27 protein-coding genes and 2 pseudogenes are annotated in these 25,703 nt (G+C 63.0%); 13 read left to right on the forward strand and 16 right to left on the reverse strand.

Features of this window, described 5'->3' with window-relative positions; all coding sequences use genetic code 11:
• Nucleotides 1-47 precede the first annotated feature (47 nt).
• Nucleotides 48-1,157, forward strand: a complete 1,110-nt coding sequence (locus tag ACQVLG_RS03960; protein ID WP_474292914.1) for a cytochrome-c peroxidase — start codon at nucleotides 48-50, stop codon at nucleotides 1,155-1,157.
• A gap of 46 nt (nucleotides 1,158-1,203) precedes the next feature.
• Here the strand turns inward: ACQVLG_RS03960 and pmbA are convergent, their stop codons facing one another.
• Nucleotides 1,204-2,559 (reverse strand): metalloprotease PmbA, encoded by a 1,356-nt coding sequence (gene pmbA, locus ACQVLG_RS03965; protein ID WP_474292916.1) that lies wholly within the window; start codon nucleotides 2,557-2,559, stop codon nucleotides 1,204-1,206.
• A 92-nt stretch (nucleotides 2,560-2,651) separates the two neighbouring features.
• Between pmbA and yjgA the strand changes: the two genes are divergently transcribed.
• The 3 genes from yjgA (at nucleotide 2,652) to ACQVLG_RS03980 (ending at nucleotide 4,633) form a co-directional block, all read left to right on the forward strand.
• Nucleotides 2,652-3,251, forward strand: coding sequence for a ribosome biogenesis factor YjgA (gene yjgA / locus ACQVLG_RS03970; protein ID WP_474292918.1), 600 nt, complete (start codon nucleotides 2,652-2,654; stop codon nucleotides 3,249-3,251).
• A gap of 87 nt (nucleotides 3,252-3,338) precedes the next feature.
• Nucleotides 3,339-3,968, forward strand: coding sequence for a molybdopterin adenylyltransferase (gene mog / locus ACQVLG_RS03975; protein ID WP_474292920.1), 630 nt, complete (start codon nucleotides 3,339-3,341; stop codon nucleotides 3,966-3,968).
• On the forward strand, nucleotides 3,965-4,633 hold the full coding sequence (locus ACQVLG_RS03980; protein ID WP_474292922.1) for an alpha/beta hydrolase: 669 nt from the start codon (nucleotides 3,965-3,967) through the stop codon (nucleotides 4,631-4,633). The genes mog and ACQVLG_RS03980 overlap by 4 nt, the downstream gene beginning before the upstream one ends.
• Nucleotides 4,634-4,689: 56 nt before the next feature.
• Here ACQVLG_RS03980 and ACQVLG_RS03985 read toward each other — a convergent pair whose 3' ends face one another.
• The 6 genes and pseudogenes from ACQVLG_RS03985 to ACQVLG_RS04010 form a co-directional block, all read right to left on the reverse strand.
• Nucleotides 4,690-5,628: a PDZ domain-containing protein gene (locus tag ACQVLG_RS03985; protein WP_474295536.1), complete on the reverse strand. Its 939-nt coding sequence runs from the start codon at nucleotides 5,626-5,628 to the stop codon at nucleotides 4,690-4,692.
• A 15-nt stretch (nucleotides 5,629-5,643) separates the two neighbouring features.
• Nucleotides 5,644-6,254, reverse strand: a pseudogene (locus tag ACQVLG_RS03990) (S1C family serine protease); the annotation flags it as partial.
• A gap of 90 nt (nucleotides 6,255-6,344) precedes the next feature.
• Nucleotides 6,345-6,911, reverse strand: a complete 567-nt coding sequence (locus ACQVLG_RS03995) for a carboxymuconolactone decarboxylase family protein (protein ID WP_474292924.1) — start codon at nucleotides 6,909-6,911, stop codon at nucleotides 6,345-6,347.
• Nucleotides 6,911-7,759 (reverse strand): fumarylacetoacetate hydrolase family protein, encoded by an 849-nt coding sequence (locus tag ACQVLG_RS04000; protein ID WP_474292926.1) that lies wholly within the window; start codon nucleotides 7,757-7,759, stop codon nucleotides 6,911-6,913. Before ACQVLG_RS04000 ends, ACQVLG_RS03995 begins: the two co-directional genes overlap by 1 nt.
• 21 nt (nucleotides 7,760-7,780) lie before the next feature.
• Nucleotides 7,781-9,058 (reverse strand): MFS transporter, encoded by a 1,278-nt coding sequence (locus ACQVLG_RS04005; protein WP_474292928.1) that lies wholly within the window; start codon nucleotides 9,056-9,058, stop codon nucleotides 7,781-7,783.
• Between the two features lie 2 nt (nucleotides 9,059-9,060).
• A complete protein-coding gene (locus ACQVLG_RS04010; protein WP_230538996.1) occupies nucleotides 9,061-10,425 on the reverse strand; it encodes a KamA family radical SAM protein in 1,365 nt (454 codons plus the stop codon).
• Nucleotides 10,426-10,764: 339 nt separating this feature from the next.
• On the opposite strand from ACQVLG_RS04010, the gene ACQVLG_RS04015 reads away from it, so the two are divergent.
• Complete coding sequence (locus ACQVLG_RS04015) at nucleotides 10,765-11,166, forward strand: cache domain-containing protein (RefSeq protein WP_474292930.1); 402 nt, start codon at nucleotides 10,765-10,767, stop codon at nucleotides 11,164-11,166.
• Nucleotides 11,167-11,234: 68 nt separating this feature from the next.
• Nucleotides 11,235-12,947 (forward strand): methyl-accepting chemotaxis protein, encoded by a 1,713-nt coding sequence (locus ACQVLG_RS04020; RefSeq protein WP_474292932.1) that lies wholly within the window; start codon nucleotides 11,235-11,237, stop codon nucleotides 12,945-12,947.
• On the opposite strand, the gene ACQVLG_RS04025 is transcribed toward ACQVLG_RS04020, so the two are convergent.
• Nucleotides 12,928-13,518 (reverse strand): DNA-3-methyladenine glycosylase, encoded by a 591-nt coding sequence (locus ACQVLG_RS04025; RefSeq protein ID WP_474292934.1) that lies wholly within the window; start codon nucleotides 13,516-13,518, stop codon nucleotides 12,928-12,930. The genes ACQVLG_RS04020 and ACQVLG_RS04025 overlap by 20 nt on opposite strands.
• Before the next feature lie 275 nt (nucleotides 13,519-13,793).
• Between ACQVLG_RS04025 and ACQVLG_RS04030 the strand changes: the two genes are divergently transcribed.
• Both ACQVLG_RS04030 and ACQVLG_RS04035 read left to right on the forward strand, forming a co-directional pair.
• Complete coding sequence (locus ACQVLG_RS04030) at nucleotides 13,794-14,660, forward strand: HDOD domain-containing protein (protein WP_474292936.1); 867 nt, start codon at nucleotides 13,794-13,796, stop codon at nucleotides 14,658-14,660.
• A gap of 105 nt (nucleotides 14,661-14,765) precedes the next feature.
• On the forward strand, nucleotides 14,766-15,977 hold the full coding sequence (locus ACQVLG_RS04035; RefSeq protein WP_474292938.1) for a hypothetical protein: 1,212 nt from the start codon (nucleotides 14,766-14,768) through the stop codon (nucleotides 15,975-15,977).
• A gap of 14 nt (nucleotides 15,978-15,991) precedes the next feature.
• Here ACQVLG_RS04035 and ACQVLG_RS04040 read toward each other — a convergent pair whose 3' ends face one another.
• Nucleotides 15,992-16,534 (reverse strand): DNA-deoxyinosine glycosylase, encoded by a 543-nt coding sequence (locus ACQVLG_RS04040; RefSeq protein WP_474292940.1) that lies wholly within the window; start codon nucleotides 16,532-16,534, stop codon nucleotides 15,992-15,994.
• 95 nt (nucleotides 16,535-16,629) lie between these two features.
• Here ACQVLG_RS04040 and ACQVLG_RS04045 point away from each other — a divergent pair, with 95 nt between their 5' ends.
• On the forward strand, nucleotides 16,630-17,058 hold the full coding sequence (locus tag ACQVLG_RS04045; RefSeq protein ID WP_474292942.1) for an Mpo1 family 2-hydroxy fatty acid dioxygenase: 429 nt from the start codon (nucleotides 16,630-16,632) through the stop codon (nucleotides 17,056-17,058).
• A gap of 137 nt (nucleotides 17,059-17,195) precedes the next feature.
• On the forward strand, nucleotides 17,196-17,645 hold the full coding sequence (locus ACQVLG_RS04050; protein WP_034780449.1) for an outer membrane lipoprotein: 450 nt from the start codon (nucleotides 17,196-17,198) through the stop codon (nucleotides 17,643-17,645).
• 22 nt (nucleotides 17,646-17,667) lie between these two features.
• Here the strand turns inward: ACQVLG_RS04050 and ACQVLG_RS04055 are convergent, their stop codons facing one another.
• Nucleotides 17,668-17,799 carry a hypothetical protein gene (locus ACQVLG_RS04055; protein WP_268993776.1) on the reverse strand — a complete coding sequence of 44 codons (132 nt, stop codon included), beginning with the start codon at nucleotides 17,797-17,799 and terminating at the stop codon, nucleotides 17,668-17,670.
• A gap of 184 nt (nucleotides 17,800-17,983) precedes the next feature.
• Between ACQVLG_RS04055 and ACQVLG_RS04060 the strand changes: the two genes are divergently transcribed.
• Together ACQVLG_RS04060 and ACQVLG_RS04065 are read left to right on the forward strand one after the other, a co-directional pair.
• Entirely contained in the window at nucleotides 17,984-18,928 is a 945-nt protein-coding gene (locus tag ACQVLG_RS04060) for a DMT family transporter (RefSeq protein ID WP_474292945.1), read from the forward strand.
• Nucleotides 18,925-19,450, forward strand: a pseudogene (locus ACQVLG_RS04065) (N-acetyltransferase family protein). Before ACQVLG_RS04060 ends, ACQVLG_RS04065 begins: the two are co-directional and overlap by 4 nt.
• Before the next feature lie 193 nt (nucleotides 19,451-19,643).
• Here the strand turns inward: ACQVLG_RS04065 and ACQVLG_RS04070 are convergent.
• Nucleotides 19,644-19,982, reverse strand: coding sequence for a hypothetical protein (locus ACQVLG_RS04070; protein WP_474292947.1), 339 nt, complete (start codon nucleotides 19,980-19,982; stop codon nucleotides 19,644-19,646).
• Nucleotides 19,983-19,996: 14 nt separating this feature from the next.
• On the opposite strand from ACQVLG_RS04070, the gene ACQVLG_RS04075 reads away from it, so the two are divergent.
• Nucleotides 19,997-20,176 (forward strand): hypothetical protein, encoded by a 180-nt coding sequence (locus tag ACQVLG_RS04075; protein WP_034746290.1) that lies wholly within the window; start codon nucleotides 19,997-19,999, stop codon nucleotides 20,174-20,176.
• A gap of 11 nt (nucleotides 20,177-20,187) precedes the next feature.
• On the opposite strand, the gene ACQVLG_RS04080 is transcribed toward ACQVLG_RS04075, so the two are convergent.
• The 5 genes from ACQVLG_RS04080 to hutG are packed head-to-tail and all read right to left on the reverse strand — an operon-like array spanning nucleotide 20,188 to nucleotide 25,690.
• Nucleotides 20,188-21,678 carry a glycine betaine ABC transporter substrate-binding protein gene (locus tag ACQVLG_RS04080; protein WP_474292949.1) on the reverse strand — a complete coding sequence of 497 codons (1,491 nt, stop codon included), beginning with the start codon at nucleotides 21,676-21,678 and terminating at the stop codon, nucleotides 20,188-20,190.
• Nucleotides 21,679-21,699: 21 nt separating this feature from the next.
• A complete protein-coding gene (gene hutI, locus ACQVLG_RS04085) occupies nucleotides 21,700-22,926 on the reverse strand; it encodes an imidazolonepropionase (RefSeq protein ID WP_474292951.1) in 1,227 nt (408 codons plus the stop codon).
• 12 nt (nucleotides 22,927-22,938) lie between these two features.
• Nucleotides 22,939-23,514 (reverse strand): HutD/Ves family protein, encoded by a 576-nt coding sequence (locus tag ACQVLG_RS04090; RefSeq protein ID WP_230539005.1) that lies wholly within the window; start codon nucleotides 23,512-23,514, stop codon nucleotides 22,939-22,941.
• A complete protein-coding gene (locus tag ACQVLG_RS04095) occupies nucleotides 23,514-24,902 on the reverse strand; it encodes a formimidoylglutamate deiminase (RefSeq protein ID WP_474292954.1) in 1,389 nt (462 codons plus the stop codon). The genes ACQVLG_RS04090 and ACQVLG_RS04095 overlap by 1 nt, the downstream gene beginning before the upstream one ends.
• A complete protein-coding gene (hutG, locus tag ACQVLG_RS04100; RefSeq protein WP_474292956.1) occupies nucleotides 24,887-25,690 on the reverse strand; it encodes an N-formylglutamate deformylase in 804 nt (267 codons plus the stop codon). Before hutG ends, ACQVLG_RS04095 begins: the two co-directional genes overlap by 16 nt.
• Nucleotides 25,691-25,703 lie beyond the last annotated feature (13 nt).

Here is a 25,703-nt window from a genome sequence, read left to right on the forward strand (position 1 = left end):
CCCGATTTGCACACGTGTGCATATTCTTGTTTCTTGGCGCGTACGGCATGCCGGGCACGGCGGCCGAACTCAGCCCTGCCGCACAGCTGGGGCAGCGCATCTTCCACGATGCCGGCCTGTCCGCCTCGGGCAAGCAGTCGTGCGCCAGTTGCCATGACCCGGCCCATGCTTACGCGCCAGCCAACAAGCTGGCCGTGCAACTGGGAGGGGCCGATGGCCAGACGCACGGCTACCGCGCCACGCCATCGCTGCGCTACCTGGAACACAATCCGCCCTTCCGTTTTGACGAGGAGGGCGCGCCCAACGGCGGCATCAACCGCGACGGCCGCGCCGCCAGCCTGGCGGAACAGGCGGAACGGCCTTTCCTGGCAGCGCACGAAATGGCCAATGCCAGCACGGATGAAGTGGTGGAACGGCTGCGCAACGGCAGTTACGCGGAAGCATTCCGGCACGTCTTTGGCGACGCCATCTTTGCGCAACCGCAACAAGCATTCCGCCGTATCACCTATGCCTTGCAGCAATTCCAGCAGGAAGAGCCGGACTTCCACCGCTACGATTCCAAATATGACCTCTACCTGGCCAACAAGGTTCCGCTGGAGCTCGCGGAATTGCGGGGCCTGGCCCTGTTCAACGATGAACGCAAGGGCAATTGCGCCGCTTGCCACCCCAGCGTGCGGGGCGAACATGGCGCACCGCCCTTGTTTACGGACTTCAGTTTCGACAATCTGGGCGTGCCGCGCAATACGCGCATTCCCGCCACCGCCGATTCCGCCTACTTCGACCTGGGCTTGTGCGGCCCCGACCGCACGGACCTGGCAACAAAAACAGCGTTATGCGGCGCCTTCAAGGTGCCCAGCCTGCGCAATGTGGCCACGCGCCAGGTGTTTTTTCATAATGGCGTGTTTGACAACCTGACGGATGCCCTGCGTTTTTACGTGCGGCGCGATACGCATCCACAAGAATGGTATCCGCGCGACAAGCGGGGAAAAGTGCGGAAATTCAATGACCTACCCGCCAGATACCGCGCCAACGTGAACGTCAGCGAAGCGCCGTTCGACCGCAAGCGCGGCATGGCGCCCGCGCTGACGGCGGGCGAGATCGAGGATATGGTGAAGTTCCTGGCCACGCTGACGGATGGCTATCAAGTCCAGCAGTAAAGCGTGGGGCGCCTGCCCGGCGTTGCCGCGGCGGGCAGGCAAGCGCTCAGCCGCCGGCCACCACCATGCGCTCGATGAGGATGGAACCCGTCTCTTTGGTGCCGCGGCGCAAGACGTCGGCGCCGCCCACGGCAACGATGTTGCGCAGCATGTCCTTCATGTTGCCGGCGATGGTGATTTCTTCCACAGGGTATTGAATCACGCCATTTTCCACCCAGAAACCGGAGGCGCCGCGCGAATAGTCGCCCGTCACGTAATTGGTTCCCTGCCCCATCAATTCCGTCACCAGCAAGCCCGTGCCCAGCTTTTTCAGCATGGCACTGAAATCGTCGCTGGCAGCCGTCTGGGAAGACGTCAGGTACAGATTGTGCGAACCTCCCGCATTGCCCGTCGTCTGCATGCCCAGCTTGCGGGCCGTATAGGTCGACAGAAAATAGCCTTGCACCACGCCATCCTTGACGACGTCGCGGCTGACGGTTTTCACGCCCTCTTCGTCGAACGGCGCGGAACCGACGCCGCCGATCACATGCGGGTCTTCGAAGATCTGCACGTGCGACGGCAGCACCTGCGTGCCCAGGGAATCGTTCAGGAAAGTGGATTTGCGGTACAGGGCGCCGCCCGAGGTCGCTTGCACATAGGTACCCAGTAAACCAGCCGCCAGCGGCGCCTCGAACAGCACGGGGCAAGTGCGCGTGCCCAGTTTGCGCGCATTCAGGCGCGACAGGGCGCGCTCGGCGGCGTAGCGGCCGATGGCTTCCGGGCTCGACATTTTGGCGGGGTCGCGCACGGACGAATACCAGTCGTCGCGCTGCATCTTCGCGCCCTTGCCCGCGATGGGTGCCACGGACAGCGTATGGCGCGAAAACGGGTAACCGCCGATGAAACCGCGCGAATTGGCGGAAACAAAGTGCGATTGCTGTACGTGCACGCTGGCGCCCTCGCTGTTCGTGATGCGCGGGTCGACGGCAAAGGCGGCCGCTTCGGCCCGCTGGGCCAGGGCGACGGCTTCCTCGGTCGAAATGAGCCAGGGATAGAACAGTTGCAAATCGCGGGGAGACATTTCCAGCATGTCCGCGTCCGCCAGCCCCGCGCAATCGTCCTCGGCCGTGAAGCGGGCGATATTGTAGGCGGCGTCCACCGTGGCGCGCAGGGCGGACGGCGAAAAGTCGGAGGTGCTGGCATTGCCGCGTTTCTTGCCGACAAACACGGTCACGCCCATGCCCTTGTCCTTGTTTTGCTCGATCGTTTCGATCTTGCCTTTTCGTACAGAAACGGACAGGCCGCCGCCTTCGCTGACTTCGACGGCAGCGTCGGTGCCGCCCGCTTCCCGCGCAAAAGACAACACATCACGGGCCAGTTGCTGCAATTGCTCTTGACTATGGGTAAATACGGAGTCGTTCATGCGCTGTTTTCTTCGGAAAGCCGCTAAAAAGGTTATCATAGCAGTCGTTTACAGTTTACAGGTGCGGCCTACGCGGCCAATCCCGCCTTATCATGCCAAATCCAAACCGGGGAGCTTGCGGCTTCCAATCCACCGAATTCGAACAGGAATATGAACGTCCGTCGAAGTCGGAACTCAAGCGCCAGATGACCGTCCTGCAAAAGCTGGGCGAAGAACTCGCAAATGAGGCACGTGACCGCGTCAAGCGCGTCCCGATGCCGGAAGACGTGCGCGACGCCATTCTCGAATGCCAGCAAATCAAGGATCACGAAGGCCGCCGCCGCCAGCTGCAATACGTGGGCAAGAAAATGCGCACCCTGGATGAAGAAGAAGTTGCCGCCATCCAACGCACCATCGATAGCTGGAAAGGCTTGTCGAAAGCCGACACGGCCAATATGCACGCGATGGAGCGCCGCCGCGACAAACTCTTGACGGATGACAAGGCCCTGACCGTCTTGCTGTCGGAAAACCCGGAACTGGACGTGCAGCATCTGCGCACCCTTATCCGCAATGCCCGCAAGGAGCAAGCCGAGAACAAGCCGCCGAAAGCCTACCGCGAAATCTTCCAGATCTTGAAAGAGATCGCCAAGAAGAACAATAGCGGCAAGAAAGATGCCGATGAAGATGGCGTCGAGCCGGAAGAAGACGAATAAGCAACTGGGTCTGACCCGCGGGTCTGACCCGAAAGTAGCTAAAAACCGGGATCAGCCCGGTTTTTTTACGACATAGACAGGTGCCCCATGACCACGATAGAAGACGAATTGATTATCGGCCTCGTGTCGATCTCCGACCGCGCCAGCGGCGGCGTGTATGAAGACCAAGGCATCCCGGCCCTGGAAAGCTGGCTGTCCGCCGCCATCCGCACGCCTTTCCGCCTGGAAAAACGCCTGATTCCGGACGAGCGCTCGCAGATTGAAAACACCCTGATCGACATGGTCGACCTGAATCACTGCCATCTGATCCTGACGACGGGCGGCACGGGCCCGGCACGGCGCGACGTGACGCCGGATGCGACCTTGACCGTCGGAACCAAGGAAATGCCCGGTTTCGGCGAACAGATGCGCCAGATCAGCCTGCAATTCGTGCCGACGGCGATCCTGTCGCGCCAGGTGGCCGTGATCCGCGAGACGCCCGAGCGCGCTTGCCTGATCATGAACTTGCCGGGCCAGCCGAAAGCCCTCAAGGAAACCCTGGAAGGCTTGAAGGATGTTGATGGAAATCAATTGGTGAACGGCATCTTTGCCGCCGTGCCGTATTGCATCGATCTCATCGGTGGCCCCTACATGGAAACCGACCCGGCCATCTGCAAGGCCTTCCGTCCCAAATCGGCGCTGCGTCCGGCGCAACCATTACCTGAGGAAAATACATGAGCACCTTGCTGGAAACCATAGAACTCGACAGCGCACCGAATCCCACCGTTTCCATCATCTGGATGCATGGCCTGGGCGCCGACGGCAACGATTTCGTGCCCTTGGTAAAAGAACTCGATTTGCGCGGCTGCCCCGCCATCCGCTTCATTTTCCCCAGCGCCGGCACCATGCCCGTCACCATCAACAATGGCTACGTGATGCGCGCCTGGTACGACATCCTCGTGAACGACCTCGTGCGCCGCGAGGACGAGGCTGGCCTGCGCGCCTCGCAGGGACAAATCGAAGCGCTGATCGCGCGCGAAAAGGCGCGCGGCATTCCCGCCAGCCGCATCATCCTGGCCGGCTTCTCGCAAGGCTGCGCCATGACCCTGCAAACGGGCTTGCGCCACGCAGAACCGCTGGCCGGCCTGATGTGCCTGTCCGGCTACCTGCCGCTGGCCGACAAGACGGCTCTTGAGCGCACGCCAGCCAGCCTGCAGACGCCCATCTTCATGGCGCATGGCACGGCCGACCCCGTGGTGCCGATTACCCGCGCGCAGCAATCGCGCGACTTGCTCACCGGCATGGGTTACAAGGTGGAATGGCACGAATACATGATGCAGCACTCGCTGTGCCAGGAAGAAATCGACGCCATCGGCGCCTGGCTGAAAAAAATATTGGCTTAAAGTAAAACAGGCGCGGTGTGCGCCGCGCCTGTTGTCATTCGGAACGCCGGGAACGATCAGTTCGCCGGCGTTTTTTCATTCCAGACTTTCAACATGTCGGGCGACGCTTCCGAACGGATACCGTTGTCCGTCAGCACCGATTCCGTCGCTGCCAGCATGTCCTTGCGGGGCACGACGAGCATTTCCGCATCGCGCTGCTGGAAGCGGAACGTCAGCAATTCGTCCGTCTGGTCGCGCAGCAAGGCCACCAGGTGCGCCAGGCTGCGCACGCGCACGCCGTTGACGGAATCGACGACCGAGAAGAAACGGGTGCTGTAGCCGTTCATCAGCTTGTGCGGGAAGAACGGCGCGGCGATCACCACCAGCTCTTCGCGCTCGCTGTCGGGCGCATCCCCGCGCCGCGTGGCCAGTGGATTGCCGGCAAACGCCATGCCGCCCAACATTGCCGGGTTGCCATTCGGCGCGGCCATGAATTCCGTGGTGGCGCGCGAAAACACCATCGGGCCGAAGATGAAATAGGACGGATAGTTGCCCTGCAGACCGCTGATGAGCATCGGGTGCGCCGCCGAGACGGGCACCTTGATTTTCAGGGGCGCGCCCTGGCGCACCACCGTCAACGGCAATTGCCCGTCTTTCGCCAGCTGCTGCTGCACGCGGTACTGGAAGCGCACGCGGCTGTTGGCATTCAGCTTGACCATGCCCTGGTTGTCGATAGGAAATTCACCGATATGCGTGATGACATCCCACTCCTTGAGCGGATAGGCGGCATCCTTGCTGGCCGGCGTCATCACGACGGCGCCCTCGACACCCTTGGCCAGCTTCAGATACGTGCGCAGCGCGGGATTTTCCAGCGTTTGCGTCACGTCGCGCATGGCGGGCTTGCCCTTGGGCGCGCCACTTTCCTGGTCGCGCAGGAACAGCTCGATTTCCTCGTTGGGAATGATGTAGCCGATGTTTTGCGCATTAAGCATGCCGGCAAAGGCCAGGCCGATCATCTTGTCGCCCGCAATCACGGGGCCGCCGCTGTTGCCGGGGTTGATGGCCGCATCGATCTGGATGCGCAGGCCGGAGACGGGAAAGTTGTAGCGCACGAATTCGATGCGCGACACGATGCCCTTGGTGATCGACAGCGAGGTGCCGCCCGTCGGCCATAGCCATACGCCAGCACGGCATCGCGCACGTCGGGCAGGACGTTGGCGCGCGGCACGGCTTTATGGCTGGCGAAAAAACTGTCATCGTCGATTTTCAGCAAGGCCAGGTCCATGCCGCGCGAAATGGCCAGCACGGTCGCCGGTATCTTGTCGCCCGCGCCATTCGCCTGGATCTGCACCTGGCTGGCATAGCCGACCACGTGCGCATTGGTGAGGATGCGGCGGCCCTCGATGACGACGCCGGAGCCCGTCACCTCTTGCGGCGCGGCCTTGCTCCAGGGTTTATAGGGATCCGGCCCGCGCAGGGTGGAAAACACCTTGACGACGGAATTTTCCAGCGCGGAAGCGCTGGGGTTAGCCGTAGCGGCGGTCTCGGCGGCAAGCGCCCGTACCGTCATCAAGGGGCAAAAAGAAAGGGCCAGCGCCAGGAAGGCGCGGCCCATCAGGGTGATGCACGGACGAGTTTTCATTGAGCTAGTGGGCAATGGAAGGGAAGTAAATTATATATTGAATAATTTCAACTTCATTACACTTTGCCCATCTTTGCCCGAAGAACTATTCTAATCGGGCAAAGGCGCGACGCCCAAGGCGGGCACCGCCGTCTGCGCCCCATTCATCACCATGGCCAGGAAAGTATAGTAGCCATTGATGCCCATCAAGTCGACCACGCCATGCTCGCCGAACAGGGCCAGCGCCCGTGCATACGTGGCATCGCTGACGCGCTTGTTCTGCTGCAACTCGATACAAAAGTCATGCACGGCTTGCTCATCTTCCTTCAGGGCAAGCGGCGCGCGCCGCGCCGCGATGGCGTCCACGGCCGCTTGCGCGATGCCGTTCTGCACGGCCAGCGGCGCGTGGATGGCCCACTCGACTTGCTGATCCCACTGGCGCGCCGTCACCAGGATCGCCAATTCCGACAGGCGCGTGCCGATGGCGCTGCGGTAGCGCAAATATTCTCCCATGCGCTGCGCCGTTTCCATCAGCTCGGGGCTGCGCATCAGCGGCACGAAGGGGCCATACAGCGCCCCGCGCGGACCGTCGATGATGGCTTGCGCGGCCGCACGCTGCTGCGGGTCCAGTTGCGCCAAAGGCAACGCGGGCAAACGGTCGATAGCGCTACCGGCCATCAGGCAGTCCAGGCGACGACGTCCTGCTGCTGTTCGCCCAGGCCGGCGATACCCAGGCGCATGCTATCGCCTTTTTTGAGGAAACGCTGCGGCTTGCGGCCCTGGCCCACGCCCGGCGGCGTGCCCGTGGCGATGACGTCGCCCGGTTCCAGGGTCATGAATTGCGACAGGTAGCTGACGATCTGCGCGACAGTAAAAATCATGGTTTGCGTATTGCCCGTCTGCATGCGCTTGCCGTTGACTTCCAGGTACAGGTCCAGGTCTTGCTCGTCGATGACTTCATCGCGCGTCACCAGCCACGGGCCGACGGGGCCGAAGGTGTCGCAGCCCTTGCCCTTATCCCACTGGCCGCCCCGCTCCAGCTGGAACGAGCGCTCGGAAATGTCGTTGACGACGCAATAGCCGGCCACGTATTTCAAGGCGTCCTCTTCGCTCACGTACTGTGCGCGCGTACCGATGATCACGCCCAGCTCCACTTCCCAGTCCGTCTTCTTCGAACCTTTCGGCAGCACAACATTGTCGTCCGGGCCGTTCAGGCAAGTGATGGCCTTCATGAAGACGATGGGTTCGGCCGGGATCGGCATGCCGGACTCGGCCGCGTGATCCGCGTAGTTCAGGCCGATGCCGATGAACTTGCCGACTTTCGCCAGCGGCACGCCGAAGCGCGGATTGCCGCGCACGAGGGGCAGCGTCTTTTCGTCGATCTTGGCCAGCTTGCGCAGGGCCTTGTCGGACAGTTGCGCGCCGTCAATATCCGCGATCACGCCGGACAGGTCGCGCAGTTTGCCTTCTTCATCGATCAGGCCCGGTTTTTCCTTGCCTGGACGTCCATAACGAACGAGTTTCATAGTCTTCCTTGGAGTTGATCATCATTGCCGCTGTGTGCAGGCTGCCATTTTACCGGATGGCCCGGCACGCCTGTAGTGGTTGATGAAAAACATCGCAAGTCCCGGCAGTTGCAAGGCGGCCAGCACGCCAAACGCCACCTGGTACGCCTGCGGCGGATACTGCTGCAGGCTGTTCAGGGGCCAGCAGCCGAGGATCAGGCCAAAGCCCGCCTGCACCAGGAAGGCGCCCGTAAAAATGAGCAGATTCAAACAGGTGGCCGCCCTGCCCGTCAAGCTGGCCGGCATGCTTTGCGCGACGATCGCATATTCGAGGCCCGTCACCGTGCCCAGCAAGGTAAACAGCACGGACAGCAAAGGCAGGCCGGGCACCACATTGCACGCCATCGCCACTTGCACGGCGACAAACAGGACGATGCCGGCGGCCGCCACTTGCATGGGTGCAATGCCACGCCGGCCCGCCCACTCCGTCAGCATGCCCATGCCGATGGCGCCGAAGATGACGGCCGCCATGCCCAAGTACAACAAATACGCCACGCTGTCATCGGACAAGCCGCCCACGTCGGCCAGCCAGCGCCCCACCCACAAGCCCTGCACGCCAAAAAACACCGTGTGCGGCAGCAGGATCAGCGCGATGGTGCGGCGAAAGCCGGGATCGCGGTACACGCTCCAGACGCTGACCTTGCTCGCCTGGTTCATGCCTGCGGCAGCGGCGGGCATGGCCGGCGACAGCAGGCGGATCAGCAGGCCGATGGCCAGCGCCGCCAGCGCCAGCCCCAGGAACACGCCGCGCCAGTCCGTGTAATGCAGGGCCAGCTTGACGGGCATCGTGGCCGTGGCCGCGCCCAGGCCGCCCACGGCGATCAGGTAGCCATGCACGGAGGGCAGGCGCGATGGCGCGATGGCGCACGAAATCGCTTTCACGGCGGCCATGAAACAGCCGCCCAGCCCGGCGCCCATGATGGCGCGGGCCCACATCAGCTCGGCAAAGCTGTGGCCCCGGCTGAACAGCCACACGCCCAGGGCCGCCAGCGCCAGCAGCCACAGTTGCACCGTGCGGGGGCCATAACGGTCGAGCGCCATGCCAACCGGCAATTGCACCAACGCAAAGGCGAGAAAAAAGGCGCTGGTCAGCAGGCCCAGCTGCGCTGGCGTCAGGGCGATGGCGCCCAGCAACTCCGCCGTCAGCACGGCATTCACGCCGCGCAGGAGGCACGACAGGTAATGCCCGAGCGCGAACGGCAGAAATACCAGGCAGAACACGGTCACGCCGGAGCGGGCAGGCGCACCGGCGGCAGGCATGCTCAGGCAGCCTGCGCCAGGCGGATGATTTTGTGCGGCATGTGCGGTAGAGGTTCATCCGTTTCAAAGAAAAACTTCTCGTGGCCAAAGGCCGGCTTCAAATCGTCCATCCACGTCGCTTCCGCGTCGAACTTCGCATAAAACGGCCGGCGTACCCAGTCCGGGTTGCGCGCCTGCAAAAATTGCAGGGCAAACAGTTTCTCGCCATTGATGCTGACGATGCCATCGATGACAATCTTGCCGGGAAACGCGCTCATGGATGGCCCACGCACCGTGCGCGACAGGCCGGACACCATCTGGTAGGCGGCCTGGAAGACTTCGTACGCCTTCGCCAGCGGCAACTCGAAATAGCCGCGCGGCCCCGTGTCGCGTTCGACAAACATGTAATACGGAATGGCTCCCAGGCGCGTGCCCGTCTGCCACAGCTCGGCCCAGCATGCCGGATCTTCATTGATGTGGCGAATCAGCGGCCCCTGCGTGCGCAGGGTGGCGCCCGTGGAAACGATACGTTTCACGGCTTGCTGCGCGATGTCCTGGCGCAACTCGACAGCGTGGCTGTAATGGCCCATCACGGCCAAGTTCTTGCCCGCCTTGACGATGCGCTCGAACAGGCGCATCAAGTCATCCGCATCGCGGTCCGAGACAAAGCGCTGCGGCCAATACGCCACCGCCTTGGTGCCGATGCGAATGTTCTGGATATGTTCCAGGCCCGGCGCCAGCAGCGGTTCCAGGTAGGCCGCCAGTTGCCGCGTGTTCATGATCATCGGGTCGCCGCCCGTGATCAGCACGTCCGTCACTTCCGGATGCAGTTTCAGGTAGGCAACCAACTCATGCGATTCGCGCGCATCGAATTTCATGTCATCCATGCCGACGAACTGGGGCCAGCGGAAGCAAAAGGTGCAATACGCGTGGCAAGTCTGGCCCGCGCTGGGGAAAAACAGCACCGTTTGCGCATATTTATGCTGCAAGCCGCGCACAGGCGCATCATTGACCCTGGGCACGTTATGCGTCATCTGCCCGGCCGGATGGGGATTCATGCCCAGGCGAATACCGTGTACATAGGCATCAATGGCAGCCTTGTCCCGCTGCACCAGCACCAGGTCGCGCAAATGCGCATATTGCTCCGGCGGCAGCATGTCGCGGTGGGGAAAGACGAGACGGTAGATAGGATCGTCAGGGATGTTGTTCCAGTCGATCAGCTGATCGAGCACATATTCATTGGTGCGAAATGGCAAGACGTGCGAAACCACTTGCACGGCTTCACGCTGCTCTTCCGGCAGCCATTCCCACTGCCGCGCCTGTTGAATGGTTTGCCGCGTGTACGGCTTGAACTTGGGTGAAAACGGCTCGGTAGTGAATGCGGACACGGTCGGCTCCTTGCCATAAATAGCGACAACTTCCATGAAATCAGCCGTATATCAGCCAATTTCACCCTTTATACCCCCATGCCAACCCAGCGCGGCATGCTGTGAAAGTCATCATAATTCTTGCTGCATGGAACCTAATTGCTACATATCAACAAGCCCGTCGATCCGTTGCACGCTGCCTACAAGCAACACCTTAGTTTGTTCCACCGCAATTTGATGCCGCCGACGGCGACGTAAATTACGACTTGGCAACACATCCCTCGATACCACAAGGAGCTTTCATGAAACGCTTATTCACGGGTAGCCTGCTGTGCCTGGCATTTGCCGGCGGCAGCGTCAGTGCCGCGGTCGAACCAACGGAAAAAAGACGCCATCGCCATGGCCGAACGGGGCGCCGCCTTCATGAAGGCGCATGGCAAGGAAGAAATGATGAAGAAAATCACGGCGAAAGACCCGGACTTCGTCCAAGGCTCGCTGTATGTGGACATGCGCGACATCAAGACGGGCATCGTGCTGGCCCACCCCATCAATCCTTCCATCGTGGGCAAGGATTTGACGGATGTGCCCGATGCGAATGGCAAGAAATATCGCCGTGAAATCATTGAGCTGGCGCAAAAACAGGGCAAGGGCTGGGTCGATTATCAGTACAAGAATCCCACCACCGGCAAGATCGAGCCGAAGACCACGTACATCCTGCGCGTCAACGATGTGGTGCTGGAAGCGGGTATCTACAAAAAATAAGGCAGGGGCGGCGCGCGCGCTCGCCGCGCGCCGCCTGCCGTTCGAACAGCCACTGCCAGGAGTCAAGCATGCTCAATCAATTACGCATCGGACCAAAATTGTTGCTGGCGCCCGCTCTGGTCTTGCTGCTGCTGATACTCAGCTCGAGCGGCGCCTGGTATGGCATGGTGCGGCAAAATGCCTCGCTGGAAAACATGGTGCGGGTGCGCATCGCGCATTTGAAAGCTGCCGCCGACGTACTAGGCGACGCCAGGCATGTGCATGGCAATATGTACCAGTTGCTGTCGTGGACGAATGGCAGCTTCGCCAAGGCCCGCCTCGATACGCTGGAGCAGCAGATCAAGGCGCGCCATGCAGCCATCGGCACCCAGCTGGCCACCTTGCGCGCCACGGCCACGGGCGCCGAGCGCAGCCTGGTCGATGCGGCCATCGCGGCCCTGGCCGGCTACCGCAAGGCCGTGCTGGAAACCATGGAAATGGCGCAGATGGACCAGTCGATCGCCACCAATTCCATGCTCAAGGCGGAAACGCAATTCGGCCAGTTCAATACGCAGCTGGCGCAGCTGTCGGCGCTGGAAACGACGCTCAGCAGCCAGGCCCATGCGACGGCCAGCGCCGAGTTTCGCCGCCTGGGCTGGAGCCTGTTGCTGACGGTGCTGCTGTCCATTCTCGTCTCCATCGTGGTCACCATGCTGGTGCGCCGCGCCATGCTGGTGGAAATCCGCGGCATTGCCGACGCCGTGCAAGACCTGGCGGCAGGCAAGCTGATGGCCGGCGCTCCCAAGCAGGGCAATGACGAAATCGCCGCCACCTCGCGCGTGCTGGACCAGACCATCGCTCACCTGAACCAGACCTTGCGCACCATCATGGGCGCCGTGCAATCGATCGACACGGCCTCGCGCGAAATTGCCACCGGTAATCTGGACTTGTCCGCGCGCACGGAAATGCAAGCCAGTTCACTGGAAGAAACGTCGAGCGCCATGGAAGCGCTGACGCAAGCCGTCAATGACAACGCCGACAACGCCCAGCTGGCCTGCGAGCTGGCGGGGCAAGCGTCCACCCTGGCCGTGCAAGGGGGCATGTCGATGCAGCAAGCCGTGACGACGATGGCGACAATTCGCGCCAATTCGCGCCAGATCGTGGATATTATCGGCGTGATCGACGGTATTTCCTTCCAGACCAATATCCTCGCGCTGAATGCGGCGGTGGAAGCGGCGCGTGCGGGCGAGCAGGGCCGCGGCTTTGCCGTGGTGGCGTCGGAAGTGCGCACCCTGGCGCAGCGCTCGGCGCAGGCGGCCAAAGAGATCAAGACACTGATCGCCACGTCCGTCACCACCATCGACGGCGGCAGCGTGGCCGTGCAGCTGGCGGGCGACAGCATGGGCGCCATCGTCGCCTCGGTGCAGCAGGTCAACGAGATCATCCAGCGCGTGAAAGAGGCCAGCGCCGAGCAGGCGTCCGGCATCACGGAAGTGAACCAGGCGGTGGCGCAAATGGATGACGTCACGCAGCAAAACGCGGCCCTGGTGGAGCAGGCGGCAGCGGCGGCGGCCAGCTTGCAGAACCAGGCCGTCAAACTGTCGGCGGCGGTCAGCGTCTTTACCCTGGATCCAGCCACACGGCGGCGCCCGCCAGCGCGGACAGCGACGCCTTTCAAGACCCCGCCAGGACGCCCGGCCAGGAACGGCGCGCGTTGCACAGCCCGCTGCGCGGCATGTCCGGCAAGCGTGGCGCCAAGGATGCGCCGCAGCGCCGGCGCGGCTAGCGAGGTGACTCAATGACAGGCGTGCGCATCGGTTTGCTCAGATAGCGCGAACCGGCCAGCACGAAGCGCCACGGCGTGTCCATCGCCCTGGAAATGCCGATGCGCGGGCCCGCCTGCACAGCAAACTCTTCCTCGCGGGCCAGCAGGGTGAACGGCGGCGCATCGAGCGCCAGCCGGTTCTGCAGATGGCTCACACCGAGCGCCTGGCACACCTTGCCCGGCCCCGAGCACAGCAGTCGGGCATCCTCGACGCCGCGCCGCTGGCGCATGGCATCGAGTCCCGCCACGGGTTCGATGGCGCGTATCAGCACGCCCGCCCCATGCCCCGCTTCGCGGCAGACAAAGTTCAAACACCAGTGGATGCCGTACGAGCGGTAGACATAGGCGTGCGCGGGCGGGCCGAACATGGCCGCATTGCGCGGCGTCAAGCCCCCATACGTGTGCGAAGCGGGGTCCAGCCGGTCATACGCTTCCGTTTCCACGATGCGCCCGCCCACGCCATCGACCAGCACGGTCACGCCGATCAACTGGCGCGCCACGCTGCTGGAATCGTCCGCAAAATCGATACCGGCGAGGATTTTTTTCATCCGGTAATTGTACTGCCGCACTGTCCGCCGCACGCCTGGCCCCACCTTGAAAACAAATAAAACTTGATTTTTTCATCATGAATGCCGGGATAGGGAGCGTCGTAAAATGTGGAAAACAGGGGATGGAGCAGGCCAGAATGGGGATTTTTTCCAGAATAATTTGCAGAGACGAACTATTGCTATGCATAAACAGCGATAATCGTCGGGCACTGCGCCAGACGCCCACGAGGCCGGCAGCGACAGTGCGCAACAGAATAACCACAGGCAAGGCAATGATGATGAGAGCGGCAGCGCAAAAGCAGGTAGTGCAGGAAGATCCGGTTGACGCCCTGATGCGTTCCATCCGTATCCCGCCGCGTCCCAGCCTGCTGGTCGACTTGCAGAGCGAATTGGCAGAAGAAGACCCGTCGCCGCGGAAAATTGCACGCATTATCGCCGACGATGTCGGCATGTCCGGCGCCCTGCTGAAGCTCGCCAATTCGCCATTCTATGGCGCCGCGCGCAAGGCCAAATCCGTCGAGCAAGGCATCAATTTTCTCGGCATCAACCAGTGCAGCGCCATGATGACGGGGCTGCTGGCGCGCCAGGCGCTGGAAGCGGAAGGCGTGGAACTGACCAATTTCTGGGATGTGTCGGCCAAGCGCGCGCGCGCCTTGGTATTTACCTCGCGCAAGCTGCGCATCGCCCCGCCCGACATCGCGCATACCTTCGGCCTGTTCTGCGATATCGGCGTGCCCCTGCTGATGAACCGCTTCCCCGACTACGTCAAGACGTACGCGGCGGCCGCCAACGATGCGCACAACTGCTTTACCAGCCTGGAAGACGCGCGCCACCAGACCAACCATGCGGCCATCGGCTGCTTGCTGGCGCGCAACTGGGGCCTGTCCTCCGACGTCTCCTGGGCGATTTTGCACCACCACGACTACACGGTGCTGGCCGACCCGTCCACGGACGACGCCATCCGCTCGCTCGTCGCCCTGTCGCTGCTGGCCGAAAAGGGCATTCAGCGCTACCATGGCAACAGTACCTCGCTCGAATGGGACAAGGGCGGCGAACTTGCTTGCCAGCATCTTGGCCTGTCGCAGGAAGAAGCCGCCGACCTGCTCGACGAGCTGCACGAGATGTTCGATACCGACCATTGAGGTATCAGGCGGCCGCGGCCGCCTGTATGATCCGTCCCGGCGCCTGGCAGAGTCCTGGCGCCCGTTTCCGTTTGCCTGACCGTATTTCTTAACCTGTTGATCGCCATGCCCAAAAATAAGCGCCCTGTCCCCCGTAAATCCGCCAACACGCCAGAAGACAAGGATGAGTCCGTCACGCGCATGCTATGCACGATGGCCCTGAATCTGGCGGAGCAGGAAGACAGCGAATCGCAGGGTACGGTGCTGGCCGAGCAAGCCGTCGAGTTCGGCCGCCTGATCCGCAAGGCCTTGAATCAAAAGAAGGATGAAATCCTGTACGACGCCATCGAGCGTTCCAAGTACGAAGACGTGGGCGCCTACCAATACCTGCGCAGCCATATCGAGGAAGCGGCCTCCATTTCCGTGATCCGCCGCGAAAACGCCCCGGCCATGGAAATCAACGCCTTCGTCGTACCCCTGCTGGTGCAAAGCACGGGCGGCCTGAAGGAAGCGGACAGTTTCCAGGACCAGGATGCGTTCGAAGCGCTGGTAAAAAGTTTCCAGCAAGCAGAATTGGAAAGCGCCAAGGCCAAGGTGGTCCTGATGAGCCATGCCTACGACCTCGATGAAATCGACCGCATCACCTACAGCCACCTGCATGACATGGTGCGCGATGCGTATTCGTCAATGACGGACAAGAAAATCGTCGCCACGCCGGGCCTGGAAAGCAGCATCGCCGGCTGGAGCGAAACGGCCTTCGGCCCGCAGGACACGGCCGTCGAACTGCGCTTCCTGCTGGGCTTTGCCCTGAAGCGCGTGGACGACCCGTTCTATGCGGAACCGAAGGATGAAGCGGCGCTCGACGCCTGGTTCGACGCACGCATGGCCCGCTACCAGCAGTGGACGACGGAAGTGGGCGACCTGGTGAAACGCTGCCTGGCGCCGGCCGGCAGCGCCCTGGAAGTCAGCTTCCTCTACCAGGATCTGTTCCATGGCGGCAAGGAACAAGGCATGAGCGAGTATGCGATGCTGCTGCAAATGATGTCCGGCATCAACCATGCATTGGCGGAAAACAACGTCGATGCGGGCGACGTCGCGGTGGTCGTCGGCCCGGCCGATGAACACGGCGAAATGTTGTTGCGCGTCAACGTCAGCACGGCGGGCGGCGCACTGCTGCACAGCGCCGACAAGCCGCTGGACCTGGCCGCCGACCTGCAGGACGAAGTCGACGACATCTGCGATGCGCTGGCCACCATCGGCGTGACGCAACTGTCCGTGGCGCTGAAGTTCGATGCCAAGGGACAGCCGCTGGAAGTGCAAGCCTACGCGCCAGCGTAAAGCCGGCAACACGATCAACGCGCGGCCGGCTCCCGTTGGCCGCGCAGCGACAGCCACGCCTGCAATTTCTGCGCATACGCCAAGGTATAAGCCGGGCTGCTCGACGGCAAGCTGACGATGCGGTAGCGCTGCGCGTGCTCGCCCAGCACCTTGACGCCCAGCTTCGCGGCCGTGCCGCCGTTGAAGGCGATCGTGTGCAATTGCGGCAAGCTGGCGGCCAATGCCACCAGGTCATTGTCGTCGCGGGCGCGGATATTGCTGTCCAGGCTGCCCGTGCGCTGCGCCTGCGCCACCACGTCCCACAGGCCCACGCCGTGCGCCAGCAAGCTTGCCAGACGCGCCTCATAGGGCAAGCTCTTCAAATCCACGTCCAGCACTTCGCCCAGCAGCATCCAGAACTTGTTTTGCGGATGCGCATAGTACTGGCTGTGCGCCAGCGATTTTTCGCCGGGCAGGCTGCCCAATATCAATAAGCGCGTGCCGGCATCGACGACGGGATCGAAACAGCGTTTAAGCGGGTCGGCGCTTTCGTCTGGCAAGAAGGCTGGGCTATTCAAATCAGATATCCGGAAGGAAAGACGAAGGACCATTTTACCCGGCCACGCGACGGTGTAGAATTCCCGCACAACCCTCCCTCTACAAGAGACCGCCCATGCGCACCATCGACACCCTGCTGGCCCAGTATGGCGAAAGCCACCGCAACCACGTCAATGAATGGGTGCACATCGTGTGCGTGCCGCTGATCGTTTTCAGTCTGCTGGGGCTGCTGTGGAGCGCGCATCCCAGCGTGGCGCTGCTCGGCAGTATTCTTGCCTTATACTATTATTACAAGCTGTCGCGCCCGTTTGCGGCGGGTATGCTGGCGATGCTGGCCGCCATGCTGGGCCTGCTGCTGCTCATGCCGGCGCTGACCATTCTGCCCGTGTCGCTGGCGCTGTTCGTGCTGGCCTGGATAGGCCAGTTCATCGGCCACCAGATCGAAGGCAAGAAACCGTCGTTCCTCGACGACTTGCGCTTTTTACTCGTGGGCCCGCTGTTCGTGCTGGGATTTTTGTACCGGCGCCTGCGGCTGGCGTACTGAGCGGCAAGACGTCACGCGTAACCGGTAACAGATTTTTACTATTCGCAACTAGTTATATGAGGCAAGTGTCCTTATGATAAGTCATCATCTGCCGGTCAATGTAATCGGCAACTAACTTTTGTCCAAGGGAGTTCCACATGAAAGCACCAATTATTGCAGTGGCATTGCTGGCCACCCTGGCCGGCTGCGCCGTACAACCGAACTCGGCGAATGTGTACAACGCGCGCCAGGCGCAGAATGAACAATCGGTTCGCATGGGCACGGTTGAATCCGTGCGCCAGGTCACTATCGACAAGGGCGAAACGGGCACGGGCGTGCTGGCTGGCGCGGCGCTGGGCGGCGTGGCCGGCTCGACCGTCGGCGGCGGCAAGGGCGCCATCGCGGCCAGCATCCTGGGCGCGGTTGCCGGTGGCATGGCCGGCAAGAGCATCGAAGCGAATGCCTCGAACAAGCCTGGCCTGGAAATCACCGTACGCCTGGACAATGGCGACATGCGCGCCATCGTGCAAGACGCGGACGAACTGTTCCGCCCGGGCGAGCGCGTGCGCCTGCTGTCGGATGGCCGCAAGACCCGCGTCACGCATTGATCTGCATGCCGGCGCATGGGCTTTAACCGAAGGCGCCGGCAGCCATCAGCAAGGCCGAGGGCGACATGCCCTCGTGCAGCCAGATGGCCATCAAGGTTGCCACGACAACATACACAAGCACGCTCCATACTTTGATCTGCAGTGAGGCTGGCATGGCGGTCTCCGCTCAAAGATGCAATTCAGAAAATATTTACTTGATATTAATGTAAATATTTTCATAAATTCAACATTCTCCAGAAGCACTGCGCTGGCTCAATACCGGAGTGTCTCCTCGTGCGCATGCCGCCCATCCAGATGGCAAGCTCGACCGGGAGACGCTATGCCCGTATACTTGCGCGATGTCCTCTCCTCTCCTGTTCATCATTGCCTGCCTGATCTGGGGCTCCACCTTCTGGGCCATCACCTTGCAGCTGGGCGATGTAGCCCCCGCCGTGTCCGTCGTCTACCGCTTCGGCCTGGCGTCCGCCACCCTGTTCGCCTGGTGCGCGCTGCGCGGCGACCGCCTGCGCCTGCCCTGGCGCGCGCAAAAATGGATGCTGCTGCAGGGATTGGCCTCGTTTGCCCTCAGCTATGTGTGCACCTACAGCTCGGAGCAATACCTGGTCTCGGCCCTCGTCAGCGTGCTGTTCGCGCTGATGGTGTTCTGGACGCCCTTGCTCAACCGCATCGCCTTCGGCACGCCGATCACCTGGAGCACCTGTTGCGCGGCGTTTGTCGCCATCTGCGGCATCGTGCTGCTGTTTTACCAGTCCATCGGCGCGGCGCTGCACGATATCCTCGGCGGCGGCAACGGGCATTTCCTGCTCGGTTTCATGCTGGCCCTGGTGGCCACCGTCTCCAGCACGGCAGGCAATGCCCTCGTCATGAAAGTGCGCGAACAGTCGGGCAACGTGATGCTGACCATGGCCTGGACCATGCTGTGGGGCACCTTGATGGTGGCTGCCTGGGCCATCGCCACGGGCCAGTCCTGGCAGCTGCCCGCGCGCGCCAGTTACTGGATGGGATTGCTGTATCTGGCCCTCTTCGGCTCGGTGATCGCCTTCAGCGCGTATTTCACTTTAATCGCGCGCATCGGCACGCAAAAAACCGTGTATATCGGCGTCGTCACGCCCGTCATTTCCGTGCTGCTGTCGGTACAGTTCGAACACTACCGGCCCGCCCCCATCGAATGGGTGGGCATGGTGCTATGCCTGTCCAGCGTGGCATGGGCACTGACGTCGGGCGCGCGCAAGACGGCTGTCGCATCCTCTCTTTCCACCACTCCATCCGCAAAGGCAACATGAGCACCTCTTCCTCCCTCGCCATCCGTCCCGCGACCGCATCCGACGTAGCCGCCATCTTCGGCATGATCCATGAACTGGCCGTGTTTGAAAAACTCGAACACATGATGATCGCCAAGGAATCCATGCTGCACGACAGCCTGTTCGGCCCGCACCCCGCGTGCGAAGCACTGGTGGGCGAGGAAAACGGCGAGGTGGTGACGTTCGCCTTGTTCTTCCACAACTTTTCCACCTTCCTGTGCCGCAAGGGTCTGTACCTGGAAGACCTGTATGTAAAGCAATCGGTGCGCGGCAAGGGCTATGGCAAGCAGATGCTGGTGGCGCTGGCGCAACTGGCCGTCGAACGCGATTGCGGCGCGTTTCGAATGGTCGGTGCTGGACTGGAATGAAAACGCGATCAACTTCTACAAGGGCATGGGCGCGGACGTGATGCCGGACTGGCGCATCTGCCGGGTCGCGGGCGATGCCTTGACGCAATTGTCGGCAGGCACGCCAAAAACCATCGCATTGGAACCGTCAGAGTAAGTTCCCCAAAAAAAATCCCCGCGGGCTAGCGGCACCGCGGGGTGAACCCATTGTCAAGTGGGAGGGGGAGAATGCAATCAACGGTTATCAATATAAACGCTACGACTGGTCACCGCGCCGACCTTTACATTTGCTTACCGGGCCTTACATTTTCCTTAAAGCTGACACCTAACTGTCCACCATTTGCGACAGTTTATTTCCGTGGCTCAATCAATGTGCCGTGCAAGCCGATATGTTGTTGCGCAACCCCACTGCCACCCTGCGCATTTTTATAGATTTGGTACACTGTCAGGCAGGCAATGCAGCCAGCAACCACGGCAAAAATGACCATGCAACGCTCCTTGAGTATGCTTGATGGGATCAGGGCTCGCGGCTGATGACGTCCAGGCGAGCAGGGAAGATTCAGTGTGGCATCTTCGACGTTGGGGGCATTGCGCAATGTCAAACGCGCCAATGTGACGGGGTCAAGGCGTTTGATATGACGCAACGTGGCGGCATTCCGCTCACACAAAATGAACGCATCGTTACGCACCTGGGAGCCACATCATGAATGTCTCTGCCAAACCGCTCGTCATGAAAATCTACCGCGCCTATCTGCGTTCCCGCCTGGAACGCTACACGCGCGACTTGCAAGCCATCGCGGAACAGCGCGAAAACGACTTCCAGGCCGAACGCATCCTGCACCAGGCCGTCGTCTCGGTGCGTTCCAAACTGCACTCGCTGTAACCGTGATGCCGTCAGTGCTGCCGGCCGGCCACGGCCCAGCGCTCCACCAGTTCGAACAGGCCCTGCGTCAGCAGGGCCAGCACGGCTGCGGGGATCGCGCCGGCCAGCAGCATGTCGTTGTCGTTCAGGGCCAGGCCGATGGTGATGCGTTCGCCATAGCCGCCCGCGCCGATGAAGGCGGCGATGGTGGCCGTGCCCACGCTCATCACGGCCGCCGTTTTCACGCCCGCCAGCATGACGGGCAAGGCCAGCGGCAAGTCCACGTGCAGCAGCCGGTCGCGCCGGCTCAGGCCCAGCGCCAGCGCCGCCATGCGCAAGCCTTGCGGCACCTGCAAGATGCCCGTGCACGTGTTGCGCACGATGGGCAGCAAGGCGTACACGAATAGCGCCGCCAGCGCCGGCACGGTGCCGATCATGCCCAGCACGGGGATCAATATCGCCAGCAGGGCCAGCGACGGCACCGTCTGCAGCACGCCGACCAGCGCCAGCACCGTTTGCCGCAGCGGCGCCGAAAATGCCGCCAGCACGCCCAGCGGAATGCCGGCCAGGCAAGCCAGCGCCACCGACAGCAGCACCAGCGTCACATGCTGGCGCGTCAGGGTCCACAGATCGTCGCCGAGGATTTTATCGAGCAGGCCGCTGCGCGCGGCCGCCGGCTTATTCGCCCGCGTGCCGGACGCCAGCCACTGCCGCGCCACGCCGGCAAAGCTCTTGCCGTCGATTTCCACGGCCGCATTCATGGCGATCATGTCGGCCTCGCTGATGCGCCCTTGCAGCGCCTGCAAGGCTTGCCAGGCGGCGGGAAAGCGCCGCGGCACGTCGAGCCGGTACAGCAGCATGGCGTCGTAGCGGGGAAAGTACTGCTGCGTGTCGGCCAGCACGCGCAAGCCATACTGGCGGATCTTCGCATCCGTCGAATAGATGTCGATCACATCCACCTGGCGCTGCGCCAGCGCTTCATAGGCGATGCCGTGATCGAGCCCGCGCGGGCGCTGCGGCAAGCCATAACGCGCGGCCAGGCCCGGCCAGCCATCGATCCTGCCGATGAATTCATGCGACAGGCCGAATGTCAGGGATGGGTGCTGGGCCAGCTGCGCCAGGTTCGTGATGGATGTTTCATCGCCGCGCACGGCCAGCGCATAGGTATTATTAAAACCCAGCGGCACGGCCACGCCCAGGCCCAGCGGCGCCAGCTCGCGCCGCATCTGATCCAGATCAATCGGTTTGTCGTGCTTGAGGATTTCGCTGGCGATGGTGCCCATGTATTCGGCATACACGTCGATGCTGCCCGCCTGCAGCGCGGCCAGCACGATGGCCGTATTGCCCAGGCCCTGGCGGTGCTGCGCCGCCACGTGCGGCGCGGCGCTCTGCTTGACGATTTCGCCGAGGATGTACGATTCCGTAAAGCGCTTCGAGCCCACCTTCAGGGTGCCGCCTTCGACGGCATGCGCGGGCGCGGCGACGCTGAAAACAAGCAGCAACAACAGGTAAACACAACGCACGCGGCGCTCCAGGACGGATGATCAATCCGGCAAGCTTACCACCGGCGCGCGCCAGACACCGCCGTACACCACGCCCGCGCACGGGTTCAGGCCCAGCGCATACGCCAGGTCGGCCGGGCGCGCGATGCGCCACAGGGCGAAATCGGCGCGCTTGCCCACCGCCAGGCTGCCCGTGTCGTGCTGCTGGCCCAGCGCGCGCGCCGCATGGATCGTGCATCCAGCCAGCGCTTCCTGCGGCGTCAGCCGCCACAGCGTGCACGCCATGTTCATCGCCAGCAGCAAGGACGTCATGGGCGAGGTGCCCGGGTTGCAATCGGTGGACACGGCCATCGGCACGCCGGCCGCGCGCAGCGCCGCCACGGGCGGCGGCTGCGTCTCGCGCAAGAAGTAATACGCGCCCGGCAGCAGCACGGCCACCGTGCCGTGTTCCGCCATGGCGGCGATGCCCCCGTCAGACAAAAATTCCAGGTGGTCGGCCGACAGGCCGCCGTAGCGGGCCACCAGCGCCGCGCCGCCCAGGTCCGACAGCTGCTCCGCATGCAGCTTGACGGGCAAACCCAAACCTTGCGCCGCGTCAAACATGCGCTGCGTTTGCGCCGGCGTAAAGCCGATGCGCTCGCAAAACGCGTCGACGGCGTCGACCAGGCCATCGCCGGCCAGCTTGGGCAGCATCTGCGCGCACAGCAGGTCGATATAAGAGTCGGCCTGGCCCGCGTATTCGGGCGGCAGCGCATGCGCGCCGAGGAAGGTCGTGCGCACGGATACAGGTAGCTGTTCGCCTATCCTGCGCGCCACGCGCAGCATCTTCGCCTCGCTGTCCACAGCCAGGCCGTAGCCGGACTTGATTTCCAGCGTCGTCACGCCCTCGGCCAGCAGCGCCAGCACGCGGGGCAGGCTTTGCCGCAGCAATTCGTCGTCGCTGGCCGCGCGCGTGGCGCGCACGGTGGACATGATGCCGCCGCCGGCACGGCTGATGTCTTCATAGCTGGCGCCATTCAGGCGCGCCTCGAATTCATCGCTGCGGTTGCCCGCGTGGACGATGTGCGTATGGCAGTCGATCAGGCCCGGCGTCAGCCAGCAGCCCTGCCCATCCTGCAGCACCGCGCCGCTGGCCGGCAGCTCGTCGCCGGGGCCGATCCAGGCGATGCGGCCATCCTTGACGGCGATGGCCGCGTCGAGCAGCTCGCCATAGCCGTGCTCCATGGTGGCCAGGTGGACGTTGTGGATGACCAGGTCCCAGTCTTGCATCGTTTTTACTCCCTAGGTAAACAGGTCGACGCACAACACGGCCGAACGCTGCAAGGCATCGAGCCGCCATTCCTGCGCATCGTCGGCGTCCAGCAGCAGCGCATCATGGCGGGCCAGCGCAAACTGCTGGTCGCTTGAGCGCGCCAGCACGGCACCATCGCCGGCGACAAACAGCAAGGTCATCTCGCTGCGCCGCACCAGCCGGCCCGGCGCCGTGATTTTTTCCAGCTGGTGGCGGCAGCGGTCGCGCCGCGTCATCACGTTGAAATCCGTCGTCGTCCCCTTGACTTGCGCCTCCACGGCGGCCTCGCCGGGAAACCACAGCATCGGCTGCGCCGCGCTCAAGGTCACCTTGCGCGTGCCGTCGAGCGTCAGCTGCACGCTGTCGCCATCGACCAGCATCAGGCTGCGGTCGATGCCGGGAAAGCTGGAAAACGGCCCGCTGGCCGTGATCGTCGCCAGGCTGATACGCCAGTCAAAATCGTCGAAACCGGCGTCCGGCGGAGAAATGGCGATTTCCGTCGTGCTGCCGCCGCCGTTTTTCCACGGTGCGGCGCGCAGGTATTCCTGTGGGATGAAGGTCGCCATCAGAGCGCCCTCAGTTGCGCCAGCGTACGCCGGTAGGCGGTGGCGATGGCGTCCTGCGCCACGTGGCGTCCATCGCGCACCTGCCACTGGCCGCCGCACAACACGTCGCGCACCAGGTTGTCGTTGCCGCAGAAGAGTACGCTGCCCAGCACATCGGCGATGGCCACGCCGCACAGGTTCACGTGCGCGTCGTCGAGCACCAGCAAGTCGGCGCGGCAGCCCGGCGCCAGCGCGCCCAGCTTGCGCCCGGCCGCCTGCGCCCCGCCCCGCAAGGCCGCTTGCCACAGGTAGTCGCCCACATGGCGTTCATCCGGCGTGGCGGCGACATTGCGCTGCTGGCGCTGCAAGCGCTGGCCGTATTCGAGCCAGCGCAATTCTTCCACCGGCGACTGCGATACGTGGCTGTCGCTGCCGACGCCGAAACGCCCGCCGGCGGCGATGAATTCGGCCAGCGGGAACAGGCCGTCACCCAGGTTCGCCTCCGTCGTCGGGCACAGGCCCGCCACGGCGCCGCTGGCCGCCATCCGCGCCACCTCGTCAGGCTGCACGTGCGTGGCGTGCACCAGGCACCAGCGCGCATCGACGTCGAGCTGATCGTACAAATACTGCACCGGGCGCCGGCCGCTGTAATCGAGGCATTGGCGCACCTCGTCCTGCTGCTCGGCGATGTGGATGTGGATCGGGCGATCCACAGGCAGCGCTTGCGCCACTTCGCGGATCTGCGCCACACCGGCCGCGCGCAGCGAATGCGGCGCAAAGCCCACTTCCACCTGCCCGCCGCGCTGCGGCGCCAGCGCCTCGACGATGCGCAAGACATCGTCCGCCCCCGTGCGGAAGCGCGCCTGCTCGGGTTTCAGCGGCTGTGCGCCGAAGCCCGCATGGCTGTACAGCACGGGCAGCATGGTCATGCCGATGCCGCTGAGGCGCGCCGCGGCCAGCACCCGTTCGGCCGTTTCGGCGGGACGCGCATACAGGGCGCCTGCCGTATCGCGCTGCAGGTAGTGAAATTCGCAGACGGACGTGTAGCCATGGCGCAGGCATTCGGCAAACAGCTGCGCGGCGATGGCCTCCATCTGCTCCGGCGTGATGTGGCGCGCGAAGCGGTACATCAAGTCGCGCCAGGTCCAGAAGCTGTCCACTACATGATTAACCTCGTCGCCTGCAACCTCCGTCATGCCGCCCAGCGCCCGCTGGAAGGCATGCGAATGCAGGTTGACCATGCCAGGCAAGACATATTCGGCCACTTCCGCACCGGCGGGCGGCATGGCGCCCTCCTTGACGTGGGTCAAGTCGCCGGCCGCATCCCATTCCAGCAGCACGTCGCGGCGCCAGCCCTGCGGCAGCAGCGCGTGGCGCGCGAACAGACAGGTACTCAATGCGCCACCCATGCCACGGCCGCTTCCATCATCTGGCGCAGCAGCGGCTGCACCCGGGCCGCCAGGTCGGGCCGGTAGCCGAATGGCGCCGCTTCGTCCATGCCAGGTTCATTCATGTACAGGCACTGGCACATCTCGAGCTGGATCGCATGCACGCGCTTGTCCGGCTGGCCGTAATGGCGCGTGATGTGGCCGCCCTTGAAGCGGCCGTTGAGCGCCACGGTAAATTGTTCCTGCGCGCGCGCGATGCCGACCACGACGGACGTCAGGCCCGCATCGCAGCTGGCGCCATCGGCCGTGCCGAAGTTCAGGTCGGGCAGCTTGCCGTCAAAGAAGCGCGGCACGCGCGAGGCGATGGAATGGGCATCCCACAGCACCACGGCGCCATGCACGCGCAACAGCCGGTCCAGTTCCGCGCGCAGCTGCGCATGATACGGCGCCCAGTAGCGCTGCAATCGGCGCTGCACGTCGGCCGCATCAGGCTCCTTGCCGGCCAGGTATAGCGGCTCGCGGTGGAAGGTATCGTTGGGCAGCAAGCCCGTCGTATCCTGGCCCGGATACAGATTCGTGTCTTCCCGCGGGCGGTTCAGGTCGATGGTGTAGCGCGACCAGCGCGCCGACAGCACGGACGCATCCATCTCCTGCAAAAAACCATACAGCTCGCGCAAATGCCAGTCCGTGTCGGCCTTGATCAAGGCTTGCGGCGTCATGCGCGCGGCGATATCGTCCGGTATGTCGGTGCCCACGTGGGGCATCGATACGAGCAGCGGGATGCTGCCCTCATTAAAGCGGAAATCCATGCTTGTCTCCTTG

The organism is Janthinobacterium sp. TPC_1 (assembly GCF_056037845.1).

Excerpts from the sequence above, each read along its gene's own strand:
- ACQVLG_RS03960 (WP_474292914.1), top strand. The coding sequence starts at position 48 with ATGCCGGGCACGGCGGCCGAACTCAGCCCTGCCGCACAGCTGGGGCAG.
- pmbA (WP_474292916.1), bottom strand. The coding sequence starts at position 2,559 with ATGAACGACTCCGTATTTACCCATAGTCAAGAGCAATTGCAGCAACTG.
- yjgA (WP_474292918.1), top strand. The coding sequence starts at position 2,652 with ATGCCAAATCCAAACCGGGGAGCTTGCGGCTTCCAATCCACCGAATTC.
- mog (WP_474292920.1), top strand. The coding sequence starts at position 3,339 with ATGACCACGATAGAAGACGAATTGATTATCGGCCTCGTGTCGATCTCC.
- ACQVLG_RS03980 (WP_474292922.1), top strand. The coding sequence starts at position 3,965 with ATGAGCACCTTGCTGGAAACCATAGAACTCGACAGCGCACCGAATCCC.
- ACQVLG_RS03985 (WP_474295536.1), bottom strand. The coding sequence starts at position 5,628 with ATGATCGGCCTGGCCTTTGCCGGCATGCTTAATGCGCAAAACATCGGC.
- ACQVLG_RS03995 (WP_474292924.1), bottom strand. The coding sequence starts at position 6,911 with ATGGCCGGTAGCGCTATCGACCGTTTGCCCGCGTTGCCTTTGGCGCAA.
- ACQVLG_RS04000 (WP_474292926.1), bottom strand. The coding sequence starts at position 7,759 with ATGAAACTCGTTCGTTATGGACGTCCAGGCAAGGAAAAACCGGGCCTG.
- ACQVLG_RS04005 (WP_474292928.1), bottom strand. The coding sequence starts at position 9,058 with ATGCCTGCCGCCGGTGCGCCTGCCCGCTCCGGCGTGACCGTGTTCTGC.
- ACQVLG_RS04020 (WP_474292932.1), top strand. The coding sequence starts at position 11,235 with ATGCTCAATCAATTACGCATCGGACCAAAATTGTTGCTGGCGCCCGCT.
- ACQVLG_RS04025 (WP_474292934.1), bottom strand. The coding sequence starts at position 13,518 with ATGAAAAAAATCCTCGCCGGTATCGATTTTGCGGACGATTCCAGCAGC.
- ACQVLG_RS04030 (WP_474292936.1), top strand. The coding sequence starts at position 13,794 with ATGATGAGAGCGGCAGCGCAAAAGCAGGTAGTGCAGGAAGATCCGGTT.
- ACQVLG_RS04035 (WP_474292938.1), top strand. The coding sequence starts at position 14,766 with ATGCCCAAAAATAAGCGCCCTGTCCCCCGTAAATCCGCCAACACGCCA.
- ACQVLG_RS04045 (WP_474292942.1), top strand. The coding sequence starts at position 16,630 with ATGCGCACCATCGACACCCTGCTGGCCCAGTATGGCGAAAGCCACCGC.
- ACQVLG_RS04050 (WP_034780449.1), top strand. The coding sequence starts at position 17,196 with ATGAAAGCACCAATTATTGCAGTGGCATTGCTGGCCACCCTGGCCGGC.
- ACQVLG_RS04055 (WP_268993776.1), bottom strand. The coding sequence starts at position 17,799 with ATGCCAGCCTCACTGCAGATCAAAGTATGGAGCGTGCTTGTGTATGTT.
- ACQVLG_RS04060 (WP_474292945.1), top strand. The coding sequence starts at position 17,984 with ATGTCCTCTCCTCTCCTGTTCATCATTGCCTGCCTGATCTGGGGCTCC.
- ACQVLG_RS04075 (WP_034746290.1), top strand. The coding sequence starts at position 19,997 with ATGAATGTCTCTGCCAAACCGCTCGTCATGAAAATCTACCGCGCCTAT.
- hutI (WP_474292951.1), bottom strand. The coding sequence starts at position 22,926 with ATGCAAGACTGGGACCTGGTCATCCACAACGTCCACCTGGCCACCATG.
- ACQVLG_RS04090 (WP_230539005.1), bottom strand. The coding sequence starts at position 23,514 with ATGGCGACCTTCATCCCACAGGAATACCTGCGCGCCGCACCGTGGAAA.
- ACQVLG_RS04095 (WP_474292954.1), bottom strand. The coding sequence starts at position 24,902 with ATGGGTGGCGCATTGAGTACCTGTCTGTTCGCGCGCCACGCGCTGCTG.
- hutG (WP_474292956.1), bottom strand. The coding sequence starts at position 25,690 with ATGGATTTCCGCTTTAATGAGGGCAGCATCCCGCTGCTCGTATCGATG.